General features: G+C 72.5%; 5 protein-coding genes. All 5 read left to right on the top strand.

Annotated features, from left to right (window positions below; translation table 11 throughout):
* Entirely contained in the window at nt 1–1,368 is a 1,368-nt protein-coding gene (locus K8625_RS00590; protein WP_223781542.1) for an ATP-binding protein, read from the top strand.
* 92 nt (nt 1,369–1,460) lie between these two features.
* Nucleotides 1,461–3,071, top strand: coding sequence for a CocE/NonD family hydrolase (locus tag K8625_RS00585; RefSeq protein ID WP_223781541.1), 1,611 nt, complete (start codon nt 1,461–1,463; stop codon nt 3,069–3,071).
* 250 nt (nt 3,072–3,321) lie between these two features.
* Nucleotides 3,322–5,163, top strand: a complete 1,842-nt coding sequence (locus tag K8625_RS00580) for an OmpA family protein (protein ID WP_223781540.1) — start codon at nt 3,322–3,324, stop codon at nt 5,161–5,163.
* A gap of 13 nt (nt 5,164–5,176) precedes the next feature.
* A complete protein-coding gene (locus K8625_RS00575; RefSeq protein WP_223781539.1) occupies nt 5,177–9,607 on the top strand; it encodes a DUF4215 domain-containing protein in 4,431 nt (1,476 codons plus the stop codon).
* 104 nt (nt 9,608–9,711) lie between these two features.
* A complete protein-coding gene (locus tag K8625_RS00570; RefSeq protein ID WP_223781538.1) occupies nt 9,712–13,407 on the top strand; it encodes a protein kinase in 3,696 nt (1,231 codons plus the stop codon).
* Nucleotides 13,408–13,411 lie beyond the last annotated feature (4 nt).

The raw sequence follows: 13,411 nt of genomic DNA, 5'->3' as shown, positions 1-13,411 counted from the left end.
ATGGACCTCCGCTCGCCCTCCACCAACGCCGAGTGCCTCCGGGCCGAGGTCGCCTGGCTCACCCAGTGGCTGGACCTCCGACTCCAACAACACGCCGGAAGCCCCCTCCCCGCGCCGCTCCTCGACACCCTCCCGCCGCCCCCCCTCCCCACCCTCGAGGCCCCCTACGCCGAGCTGCTCCGCGAACTCCACTGCACCCCCGCCGAGCGACTGCTCCTCATCCTCGCCGCGCTGCCCCACCTCCAGCCCGCCGCGCTGGACCCGCTCTTCCTGCGCAACCAGGCCCTGGACCGCCGCTTCACCGAGTTCGGCGGCGTCGTGGGCCAGTCCCACGGCGGCATCCTCCCCACCGGCGAGACTGCGCTGTTCCTGCTCGCCGGAGACGACCTCCAGGCGCGGCTGACGCACCTGCCCCTCTTCCACCCCGACCACCCGCTGTTCGCGCGCCGCGTGCTGCGACTGGAGCGCCGTCACCCGGAGGAGCCCCCGCTGTCCGCCGCGCTCCAGCTCACCCCCGAGGCCCTCGAGCGCCTCACCACCGGCGCCCACTACCAGCCGCCCTTCGGCCCGGAGTTCCCCGCGCAGCGCATCACCACGATGCAGGGCTGGGAGGACCTGGTGCTCGACGCGCCCCTGCGCGACGACGTCGAGGACATCATCACCTGGGCCCGCCACCAGGGGACGCTCCTGGAGGACTGGGGCCTGAAGAAGCAGCTCAAGCCCGGCTACCGCACGCTCTTCCACGGCCCTCCCGGCACCGGCAAGACACTCACCGCGACCCTGCTCGGCAAGGCCACCGGCCTGCCCGTCTACCGAGTCGACCTCTCCAAGGTGGTGTCCAAGTACATCGGCGAGACGGAGAAGAACCTCGCCAGCCTCTTCGACCACGCGCAGCTCCAACGTTGGATCCTCTTCTTCGACGAGGCCGACGCCCTCTTCGGCAAGCGCACCGAGTCACGCAACGCCAATGACCACGCGGCCAATCAACAAATCTCCTACCTGCTCCAGCGCATCGAGGACTTCCCTGGCATCGCCATCCTCGCCAGCAACCAGCGCGCGCACTTCGACGAGGCCTTCGCCCGCCGCTTCCAGTCGATGATTCACTTCCCCATGCCCGGCCCCGCGCAGCGCCTGCGGCTGTGGGAGGCGTGCTTCAAGGACAAGCCCTTCCCGCTGGCCCCCGACGTGGACCTCGCGAAGCTCGCCCGCGAGCACGAGCTGTCCGGCGGCGCCATCATCAACGTGCTCCGCCACGCGTGTCTCAAAGCCGTCATCCGCATGCCCCAACAGCTGCGCGCCGCGGACCTCCTCCACGGCATCCACCGCGAGCTCCACAAGGAAGGCCGCTACACCCTCCCCTCGCGATGAAACCTGCTCAACACGCCGTGTCAGGGAACCTTGATTGACGAATCAATCCCTCTCTACCGTGAGCGACCCCTCGCAGTCCGGTGAGGTGCTCCATGGCGCAGCGTCTGCTCTCGCGGTGGTTCCCCCGTTCGTCCCTGTTCGTCGCATTGTTGATACCCGTCCTCGCGACGGCGGCGGTACCCTCGCCGCTCCCGGTTGCCCACGGCGTGCTCACGGCCGCGGCGACGACGGGCTTCAAGTTCGTGGACATCCCGGTGGGCGACGGGGTGGTGCTCAAGGCCAACCACATCGCCCCGACGACGCCCGGTCCCCACCCGGCCGTCGTGTTCATCTCCAGTTGGGGACTCAACGACCTGGAGTACCTGGCCCAGGCCAAGGCGTTGGCCGAGCGGGGCTACGTGGTGCTGTCGTACACGCCTCGGGGCTTCTGGGCGTCGGGGGGTGGAATCGACACGGCGGGCCCGGCGGACATCGCGGACACCTCGCGCGTGCTCGACTGGCTGGTGGCGAACACGCCGACGAACGCGGCGCGCATCGGCCTGGCGGGCGTGTCGTACGGCGCGGGCATCTCCCTCATCGCCTCCGGCTTCGACTCGCGCGTGAAGGCCGTGGCCGCGCTCTCCGGATGGACGGACCTGGTGGCGTCGCTGTACGGCGGTGACACGCGCAGGCCCCAGGCGGTGGCGCTGCTGGACCTGGCCGCGCGCTTCCTCGGCCGTCCCAGCCCCGAGCTGCGGACCCGCATCGACGACTACTTCGCCAACCGGGACATCGAGGGCCTCAAGCAGTGGGGGCGCCTCCGCTCCGCCTCCACCTACGTGGACCGCATCAACGCCAACGCGCCCGCCATCCTCATCGCCAACGCGTACGGCGACAGCATGTTCCCTCCCAACCAGCTCGTCTCCTTCTTCAGCCAGCTCACCGGCCCCAAGCGATTGGAGCTCGCGCCCGGGGACCACGCCGTCGTCGAGGCCACGGGCCTGGTCGGCCTGCCCAACCCCGTGTGGACCAGCGTGACGCGGTGGCTGGACCAGCACGTCGCCGGCATCGACACGGGCATCGCCAACGAGCCGCCGCTCGTCCTGCGCACCTACGACGGCGACGTGGAGGGTTATTCCACCTGGGCCGCTGTCTCCTCCAGCACCCAGCGCCTCGGCCTGGGCGCCATCCGGCTGCTCGATGGCACCGGCACGCTCGGAGGCGCCCCATCCACGAGCGGCGCGCGGACCCTCTGGGGCGGCGTCGATACCATCGCCGACGCGGGGGTGCCGCTGCTGACCAACGGTCTGCAGGCGCTGACGGGAATCCCTCCCATCGTGTGGCTGCCGGGCGTCAACCGGCTGCGCGCGGGCGTGTGGACCTCGCCGCCGTCCTCGCGCGAGCTGTCCCTGCGCGGCGCCGCCACGCTGCGGCTGCGCATCACCCCGACGACGGCCTCCGGGACCGTGGTCGCCTATCTCTATGACGCCGTGGGGGACTTCGGCGGCCTCGTCACCCACGTGCCGCTGAGCTGGCACGGCGCCACGCCAGGCACGCCGCTCGACCTGGACCTGGTGTTCCCCGCCACCGCGTATGACGTCCCGGCCTGGCATCAGCTCGCGCTCGTGGTCGACACCGAGGACCCGCTCTACCTCGGCGCCAACACCCTCAACGCCACGCTGACCGTGGGCGGACCCTCCTGGTTGGATTTGCCGCTGCGCTAGCGTGAGGTGTTCCCACCCTCTCGGAGGGGGAGACTCCGGAAGGGTATGCCAGCACCCGCCCCCTTCGCTGACACGTCAATGTCGCGTCGGTGCGGGCCAACGGACCTCCTGACACGTCAGCAAATCCTCGCAGGTCCTCGCGTCCCATTCGGTGACGCGATGGCCCGTGCCATGCAACTGTGCATACCCACACAGTCGTGGCAGAAGGCCGTGCGCGCGCTCAGTGCGACGCCCGGACGTGGAGGAACCCTTGAATTCTCGAAGTCATCATTCCCTGCTCGGAGGGCTGGCCGTTCTCTGGGCCCTCTCCGCTCAAGCGCAGGTCCAGCGGATTCCCAACCTGGAGCTGGAGCGGTTGCAGCTCAACCCCGGCGCCAAGGACAGCCTGGTGCTGTCCACCGGTGACTTGCTCCCGGACGGCACCTTCCGGCTGGGGCTCACGGCCCACTACGAGCGCAAGCCGCTGGTGCTGCTGCGCAACGACGATGAAGTGGGCACCATCATCTCGGACCGCGTGACGGTGCACCTGAGCGGCGCCTACGCCGTGACGGACTGGTTGGAGTTGGGTCTTCAAGTTCCCATCGTCTCGCAGTGGGGCCCGGACACGACGGCGCTCGGCTTCCAGACGCCGTCCACGCTCGCGCTGGGCACGCCGTGGGCGCAGGCGCGCGCGGGGCTGTTGTCCGAGGCGCGCGGTGGCCCGCTGGACGTGGGCCTGCACCTGGGCGCGGCGCTGCCTTTGGGCAGCAAGGACACGCTCACGCGGGACCAGGGCTTCGTCTTCACCCCCCGCCTGGGCCTGGGCAAGAAGGTGGGCGACGGCTGGCGCGTGGGCGCGGACGTGGGCGCGCTGGTGCGCACCAAGAAGTACGCGCTGACGCCCAACGCGGACCCGCTGCAGGACGAGCTGGGCGTGGAGATGAACGGCGGCGTCAACGTGACGGCCCACCTGTTCGGCCTGCGTGAGGAGCTGGTGGTGCGCGGCACCCTGCCGTTCGCGGACGCGCCCGAGTCGATGGAGGTGCTGCTGGGCCTGCGCTCGCCGGTCAAGGCGGGCACCGAGTTCTACGTCATGGGCGGCCCGGGCTTCGGCCGGACGCCCGGAACGCCCGAGTTCCGCGTGCTGGCGGGCGTCAACTTCGGCCCCCGCGACGATGCGCCCGCATGTGTCGCGGGCCAGCCCCACGAGCCCGCGCGCTGTCCCGACCTGGACGCGGACGGCGACGGCGTGACGAACGCGCAGGACCGCTGCCCCACCACGCCCGGCCTCGCCGAGCTCAACGGCTGCCCGGACGGGGACGACGACAAGGACGGCATCCCCAACCTGGCCGACAAGTGCCCCGCCCAGCCGGAGAACATCAACGGCTTCCAGGACGAGGACGGCTGCCCGGATGACCCGGACTCCGACAACGACGGCGTCACCGACTCCAAGGACGCGTGCCCGAAGGAGCCCGAGGACAAGGACGGCTTCCAGGACGAGGACGGCTGCCCGGACCCGGACAACGACAACGACGGCGTGCTCGACGCCAAGGACGCCTGCATGAACGAGGCGGGCCCGAAGGAGAACCGCGGCTGCCCGGACAAGGACCGCGACAACGACGGTCTGGTGGACCGGCTGGACAACTGCCCGGACGAGCCGGGACCGGTGAAGAACCACGGCTGCAAGCAGAAGCAGCTCGCGCAGATTGGCGAGGGCCAGATTCGCATCCTCGAGGCCGTCTTCTTCGAGAACAACAAGGACCTCATCAGCCCGCGCAGCTTCAAGCTGCTCGACGGCGTGGCCGCCATCCTCGTGTCGCACCCCGAAATCGAGAAGGTGCGCGTCGAGGGCCACACCGACAACACGGGCAAGGCCGACTACAACCTGGACCTGTCGCAGCGCCGCGCCGAGGCGGTGGTGAAGTACCTGGAGGGCAAGGGCGTCAAGCGCGAGCGGCTGGAGCCGCGCGGCTTCGGTCCCCAGAAGCCCATCGCGGAGAACACCACCAAGGCCGGCCGCGCCAAGAACCGCCGCGTGGAGTTCCGCATCGTCGGTGACGCCGATGGCGTCGAGACGAAGAGCGGCGAGCCCACCGACACCCTCGAGAAGTGAGGAAAGACCTTCCATGCCATCATCAGACACGCATCCCATCGCCATGAAGCGGGCCCGGACGGGCCCGTCCGTGGCCGCGCTCGCCCTGGCGCTCATCACCACCCTCACCGGCTGCCAGGAGCAGCAGCCCACCGCGCTCGTCTCGACCGAGGCGCCCCGCGCGCAGCGCTCCGAGCTGGCCGCCCCCGTCGTGGGTGACGGGCGCATCCAGCCCGGAGAGGAGTGCGACGACGGCAACACGGTGAGCGGCGACGGCTGTTCCGCCACCGGCACCATCGAGGCAGGCTACCTGTGTCACGTCCCCGGACGGGCCTGTTCGCTCGCGTCGCTGTGCGGCAACAACGAGGTCAACCCGGGCGAGGCCTGCGACGACGGCAACACGACGCAGGAGGACAACGGCTGCTCGACGACGTGTGATTTGTCCCTGTGCGGCAACGGCGCGTTCAACAACCGCCAGTGGCCCAACTTCGACCAGGAGGTCTGCGACGACGGCAACCGCACCGAGGGCGACGGCTGCAACCGGATGTGCGAGGTGGAGCCCGGCTTCGCCTGCTCCGGCACGCCCAGCCGCTGCGTGAGGGCGGGCATCGCCTTCTTCAACACCGGCGTGGACCAGAACAACCGCCGCCTGGAGTCCGGCGCGGACCCGCACTGGTTCTATTCCGGCACCACGACGGGCGCGGCCATCGGCGCGCGCAGCGCCCAGGACTGGCCGCAGGAGATCCAGACCGCCACCTTCATGGTGGCCCCGCTGGGTGCCCCCACCTGCGTCTACCAGGACTTCATCATCCCCTCGACGACGAACGTGGCGCAGTTCCGCATGCGCATCGCCACGTTCAACGACAACTCGTTCGACGGCGCCACCGTCAACGGGCAGGCCTTCACGCCCGTCACCGTGAGCGAGCCCCCGGGCTCGCCGTGGCAGAAGAGCATCATCCGTGAGTTCGGCACCACGGCGGCCTGGAGGACGGGCCTCAACCGGCTGGAGCTGTGCAACGAGAACGAGGCGTCGCCCCCCAACGCGTTCCGCTACCTCTTCGTGGACGCCTACGACGACCGCTGCGGCGACGGCGTGGTGTCCCCCCGCGAGGAGTGCGACGACGGCGACACGTCCAGCGGCGACGGCTGCAGCGCCACGTGCGGCATCGAGCCCGGCTACGGCTGCAGCGGCCAGCCCAGCTCCTGCGCGGCGACGTGCGGCAACGGCCTGCTCAACTCCGGCGAGCAGTGCGACGACGGCAACCTCACCCCGAACGACGGCTGCAACGCGTCCTGCCGCGTGGAGTCCGGCTACGCGTGCCCCACCCCCGGCCAGGCCTGCGTCGCCACGTGCGGCAACGGCGCGGTGGACCCGGGCGAGCTGTGCGACGACGGCAACAACATGTCCGGCGACGGCTGCTCGAGCGCGTGCCGCGTGGAGAACGGCTACGAGTGCTCGGGTGCGCCCTCCAACTGCGCGCCCACGTGCGGCAACGGCGTGCTCAACCCGGGCGAGCTGTGCGACGACGGCAACACGAACCTGGGCGACGGCTGCTCCAACGCCTGCACCCTGGAGCTGGGCTACACCTGCCCCACCGTGGGCCAGCCGTGCGTGAAGACGTGCGGCAACGGCACCGTGGACCCGGGCGAGACGTGCGACGACGGCAACCTGGACTCGGGTGACGGCTGCGCCACCGAGTGCAAGCCGGAGCCGGGCTACTCGTGCAGCCGCCCCGCCAGCGGCCCGTCCGTGTGTGTCGCCACCTGCGGCAACGGCGCGGTGGACGCCAACGAGGAGTGCGACGACAACAACACCGCCAGCGGCGACGGCTGCAGCCAGGGCTGCGCGGTGGAGTCGGGCTACCAGTGCTCCGGCGCGCCCTCCACGTGCACCACCGTCTGCGGCGACGGCATCCGCGCCGGCGCGGAGACGTGCGATGACGGCAACACCGTCGCGGGTGACGGCTGCTCGGCCACCTGCGCCGTGGAGCCGGGCTACAGCTGCCCGCCCCCGGGCAACGTGTGCAGCCAGACGTGCGGCAACGGCGTCGTGAACCCCGGCGAGACGTGCGACGACAACAACACCACCTCCGGCGACGGCTGCTCCAACACGTGCGCCCAGGAGCCGGGCTACACGTGCAGCGGTCAGCCCAGCACCTGCGCCACCACCTGCGGCGACGGCACGGTGGCCGGCGGCGAGGTGTGCGACGACGGCAATCTGGAGTCCGGTGACACCTGCTCGCCGCGCTGCCTGTGGTCCAACGGCCAGCCCTGCGCCGCGTCCGGCGTCTGCGACAGCGGCCTGTGCAACCCCTACTCGAACGTCTGCATCAGCGCCAACGTCTGCGGCAACGGGCTGTTGGACGAGGGTGAGCAGTGCGACGACGGTGACACCACCGCCAACGACGGCTGCTCGGCCACCTGCACCGTCGAGACGGGCTACAGCTGCGCGGGCCAGCCCTCCGCGTGCGCGGTGACGTGCGGCGACGGCATCAAGGCCGCCGCCGAGGCGTGCGACGACGGCAACACCACCGCGGGCGACGGCTGCTCGGCCACCTGCACCATCGAGGCGGGCCACGGCTGCAAGAACACCGGCGTGCACGCCCTCTACACGCGGCTGGGCCGCTCGCAGTGCACCAACGTGTCGGACATCGCCCAGCCGGACCTGGCGGCGCTCGCCGCCGAGGCGGCGCTCACCGTGCCGGGCCGCTACCGCGCGGCCTATGTCTCCGGCGCGGTGAGCTACTCGGGCACCGACAACTGGTACCCGGGCCTGTTCGGCTTCAACCACGTCACGGGCGCGGGGACCCAGCGCTTCACGCTGGGCCGCCTGCCGCTGTCGGGCCCGGCCTCCGCCACCCGCGACGCGGCGATGGGCCTGGGCTTCGGGCATCACCAGGACTTCGACGCGCTCTCGGGCGAGGTGCGCCTGGCGCTCGTCGACACCGACTGCGCCGACAACAACAACACGGAGACGCAGGTGGCCTACCGGGTGGACTCGCTGTCCATCTGCCAGCTCATCCCCGTGCTGACGGACCCGGCGCCGGGCGGTGTGACGGACCCGGTCATCGGCGGCACCGGCTCGCCGGGCTCCACCATCGACGTCTACGTCGACGGTGGCACCACGCCGGTGTGCACCGTGGTGGTGGACGCCGCCGGCCGCTGGACGTGTGACCTGGGCAACATCCCCGAGGGCACGCACTCGGTGGTCCTCACCTCCACGGAGGTGGGCGCCACGGAGACGGCTCCGCCGGCCACCATCATCGTCGAGCTGACCCCGCCGACGACGCCCGTCATCACGGGTCCGGCCAATGGCTCCACGGTGTCCACCGGCACGCCGCCCATCAGCGGCACGTCCGACCCGGGCACCACCGTCACGGTGCGCGAGGGCAGCACCGTGGTGTGCACGGCCACCACCGACGCCAGCGGCAACTGGAGCTGCACGCCGACGACGCCGCTGCCGGACGGCTCGCACACCCTCACCGCTACGGCCGTCACCCCGGAGGGCAGCCCTAGCGAGACCTCCGCTCCGACGACGTTCATCGTGGACACCACCGCCCCGGGCGCGCCGGTCATCTCGGGCCCCGCGGGTGGCTCCACGGTGTCCACCGGCACGCCGCCCATCAGCGGCACCTCGGAGCCCGGCGCCACGGTGACGGTGCGCGAGGGTGGCACCGTGGTGTGCACGGCCACCGCCGACGCCAGCGGCAACTGGAGCTGCACGCCGACGACGCCGCTGTCCGAGGGTCCGCACACCCTCACCGCCACGGCCACCGACGGCGCGGGCAACACCAGCCCGCCCTCGGCGCCGGTGACGTTCACCGTCAGCACCACCGTGCCCGGCGCGCCCGTCATCACGGGGCCCGCCAACGGCTCGGTGCTGGCCGACGCCACGCCCGCCATCTCCGGCACCGCCACGCCGGGCGCCACGGTGACGGTGCGCGAGGGCACCACCGTGGTGTGCACGGCCACCGCCGACGCCAGCGGCAACTGGAGCTGCACGCCGACGACGCCGCTGGCGGATGGCTCGCACGCCGTCACCGCCACGGCCACGGACCCGACCTCGGGCAACGAGAGCGGGCCCTCCAACGTCGACACGTTCCGCATCGACACGCAGGCGCCGGACACGTCCTTCAGCCGCACGCCGGGCGCAAGCTCCGGGAACACCGAGTCCCCGTTCGCCTACGCCTCCAACGAGGAGGGCGTGACGTTCGAGTGCAGCCTGGACAACGGGCCCTACGTCGCCTGCCAGGACACCTACGACGTCCGCGAGGGTGAGCACGTCCTGCGCGTGCGCGCCATCGACAGCGCGGGCAACGTGGACCCGACGCCCGCCGAGCACCGGTGGACGGTGCTCAACTCGCGCGCCTTCGCGGGCGGCGGTTGCAGCGCGGCGCCGGCCTCGTCGGCGGGCCTGGCCCTGCTGGCCCTGCTGGGCCTGCGCCGCCGCAAGGCGCGTCGGTAGTCCGTCTTCCAACGCCGGGGGGTCCACATCCCTTCCCCCAGTCCCCTGCCCCGGGGACTCGTGGACCTCCCGGCGGGTCTCCCCGCCTCGTCGCGCAACCCCGTATGCTGGGGGCCGTGGACAAGGCGGGGAAGACGCAGGAGAGGTACGAGGAGGAGCTGCTCCTCGCGCTGGACTACGGGCTCGTCTCCGCCCAGGAGGCGACCGCCCTGCGCGAGGAGGCGCTCGGCCTGGGCAGGAGCCCGCTGGAGCTGCTGCGCGCTCGCGGCGGGGTGAGCGAGCACACGCTGAGCACCCTGCGCGAGGAGCTGGGCCCCCCGTTGGAGGACACGGCCAGTGGGGGCGCCCCGCTGGAGGCCACCACGCTGGACCCGCGCACGCCCCCGGTGGCGCCCCCCGTCGCCGCCCTGGAGGATGACGCGAGCGAGGCCCCCGTCTTCCCGGTGCCGGACTGGAACCGCTACCAGCCGGTGCGCTTCCTGGGTCAGGGAGGCATGGGGCAGGTGTTCCTGGCGTACGACCCGCTGTTGCGCCGCAACGTCGCGCTCAAGTTCGTGAAGGGCGGAGACCCGGAGCTGGCCAGGCGCTTCCTGTCGGAGGCGCGGGCCCAGGCCCGGGTGCGCCACGAGCGGGTGTGCGAGGTGTACGAGGTCGGCGAGGTGCAGGGGCGCGGCTACATCGCCATGCGCTACGTGGACGGCCAGCCGCTCGGGCAGCTCGCCGCCACGCTCACGCCGGAGCAGAAGGTGCTCGTGCTGCGGCAGGCCGCCGAGGGCGTGCACGCCGCCCACCGCGCGGGCCTGGTGCACCGGGACATCAAGCCCGGCAACATCCTGGTGGAGCGCACCGAGGACGGGGGTTACGCGCCCTTCGTCATGGACTTCGGCCTGGCGCGCGACTGGCGCGAGGAGGCGGGCCAGAGCGGCGTGGTGATGGGCACGCCGCACTACATGGCCCCCGAGCAGGCCCGCGGGGACACGTCCCGGCTGGACCGGCGCGTGGACGTCTACGGGCTGGGCGCCACGCTGTACGTGCTGCTCACCGGCCAGACGCCCTTCGCGGGGAGCGGCCAGGACGTCATCACCCGCCTGCAGACGCAGGAGCCGCTGCCGCCGCGCGCGGTGGACCGGGACATCCCCGAGGACCTGGAGGCGGTGGTCCTCAAGTGCCTGGAGAAGGAGCGCTCGGCCCGGTACGACTCGGCGCGCGCGCTGGCGGATGACCTGGAGCGCTTCCTGGGCGGGGAGCCGGTGCAGGCGCGGCGGGGCGTGGGCTACCGGCTGCGCAAGAAGGCGCGCAAGCACCGCGTGGCCTTGAGCCTGGCGGTGGCGGCGCTGACGGTGGTGGCACTGGCGCTGGGGCAGGCGGTGGTGGCGCGCAAGGAGGTGGCCGAGCGCGAGCGGCTCACGCGCAGCTTCACCGAGCGGGTGGAGCGCATCGAGGCGGCCGCGCGCTACTCCTTCCTGTCGCGCCTGCACGACACGCGCGAGGACCAGCAGGCCCTGCGCGCCAGCATGGACGCGCTGGAGGTCGAGGTGCGCGAGGCGGGCGAGCACGCGGTGGGCCCCGGGCACTACGCGCTGGGCCGCGCGCTCCTGGCCCTGGGCGACGTGGAGGGCGCCCGGGCGCGGCTGGAGTCGGCGTGGCGCCACGGCTACCGCGAGCCCCGCGCCGCCTGGGCGCTGGCGCTGGTGCTGGGAGACCAGTACCGGGAGAAGCTGCTGCTGGACGTCGAGCGGAGGAGCCAGGAGCAGCGCGAGGCGCGCCGGCGCGAGCTGGAGCAGCGCTACCGCGACCCGGCGCTGGCCTACCTGCGCCAGGCCGAGGGGCCGGACGTGCCCGCGCCGCCCTTGTACGTGAAGGCCCTGTTCGCCTTCCATGAAGGCCGTCACGAGGAGGCCCTGGCGCACCTGGACGCCATGGGCAACACCTGGCCCTGGTTCTACGAGGCGCCCCTGTTGCGCGGCGACGTGCACCTGGCCCGCGCCACCGCGCGCTGGCACCAGGGCGACAGCGCGGGCTCCCAGGCGGACCTGGAGGCGGGGCGGCGCGCGTATGCCCAGGCCATCTCCACCGCGGAGAGCCAGCCGGACACGCACTACGCCCTGGGGCGCCTGGAGCTGGCGGCGCTCGTGATGGAGCTGTACGGCTCCGGCGACGTGCAGCCCCCGTACGAGCGGGGCCTCGCCGCCCTGGGACGCGCGCTCCAGGCCGCGCCCGGACACCACCGCTCGCTCATCGTGCTGTCGCGGCTGCACCGCCGGCTGGGAGAGCAGCACGCCAACCAGAACGCGACGGACGTGGAGGCGCTCTTCGGCAAGGCCATCGACGCGGCCAGGGCCGCGCTGAAGCTCGCGCCCCCCGCCGAGCGCGTCACGCTGGACCTGGCCATCATCCACCGGCTGTGGGCGCGCCACCTGCAGCGGCTCTCCCAGGACCCGCGCGAGCAGCTGGGCCACTCCATCGAGGCCTTCGAGCAGCTGGGGCCCGAGGAGCGCGACTACGCCTTCCACGCCAACCTGGGCGTGACGCATCAGGTGTGGGCCGACTACGAGAGCGGGCTCGGGCTGGACTCGCTGGAGCACCAGGGCAAGGCCATCGACGCCTACCTGGCCGCCATCCGCCTGCGCGACACCCAGGCCGACGCGTGGATCAACCTGGGCAACGCCTACCGCGCGAGGGCGGGCCTCACCCGGGCGCCGGACGCGCAGGGGGACCTCACCCGCGCGCTGGAGGCCATCCAGCGCGCGCTCGCCCTCAACCCGCGCAACGTCATCGCCTGCTACCAGGGCGCGGACGTGTCCGAGCAGCTGGCGCGCTGGCGCCAGGAGCACGGCCAGGACCCGAGGCCCGACCTGGAGCGGGCGCTCGCGCTCTACCGTCAGGGCCGCGACATCAACCCCAAGCTGCCCCAGCTCGCCAACGGCCTGGGCGCGGCCCTGCTGTGGTGGGCCGAGCAGCGCTGGGAGGAGGGCGAGGACGTGGAGGCGCTCCTGACGGAGGCGCGCGAGGCCTTCGAGCAGGCGCGCGAGGCGGCCCCCCAGCAGAGCTACGCCTACAACAACCTGGGCGAGGTGGAGGCGGTGCGCGCGGGCTTCCTCCTGACGCGCGGGCAGGACCCGTCCTTCGGCCTGAAGACGGCGGAGGCCGCCTACCGCAAGACGCTGGAGATGATGCCCGGCGACGCGGACATCTGGACCAACCTGGCCCGCGTGCACGTGCTCGCGGCCACGCACGCGCTGCAGGAGCGGCGCGACGTGGCGCCCCGGCTCACCCGCGCGCAGGAGGCGCTGGACCGCGCCCGGCAGCTCAACCCGCGCCTGGGCTACGCGTGGCGCTACCAGGGCGCCCTCTTCGACGTGCACGCGCGCGAGCGGGTGCGCCTGGGCACCGCGAAGGAGGAGGACTTCCGACGGACCGAGGACGCGCTCGCCCAGGCGGTGGCGCTGTCCCCCCGGCGCCAGGAGTACGTGCTGGCGTCGAGCGAGCTGGCGCTGGCCTGGGGGCGCTGGAAGGCGCGCCAGGGCGGGGACGCGACCGGGAAGCTGACGCGCGCCCTGGAGGGCGTCGAGCGAATCCTCGCCGCCCGGCCGAAGTGGGCCCGGGCACGGCTGCTGCGCGCCGGGCTCCTGTGGGCGCTGGCGGAGGGCACCGCCGTCCCGGAGCAGCGTCAGGCGTGGACGGCGCGCGCCCGCGAGGACGCGGAGCAGGCGCTGGCGAGCAACCCGCACCTGGCCTCGACGTGGAAGGCGCGGCTGGCACCGGACCTGGAGCTCTCCGTCCGGCCCGCCGCGCCCTGAGACC

Origin of the sequence: Myxococcus sp. AS-1-15, assembly GCF_020037055.1 — a bacterium.
Classification (GTDB): Bacteria; Myxococcota; Myxococcia; order Myxococcales; family Myxococcaceae; genus Myxococcus; species Myxococcus fulvus.
The sequence above is the reverse complement of the archived record's forward strand: the minus strand, read 5'-3'. Positions and strand labels throughout refer to the sequence as shown.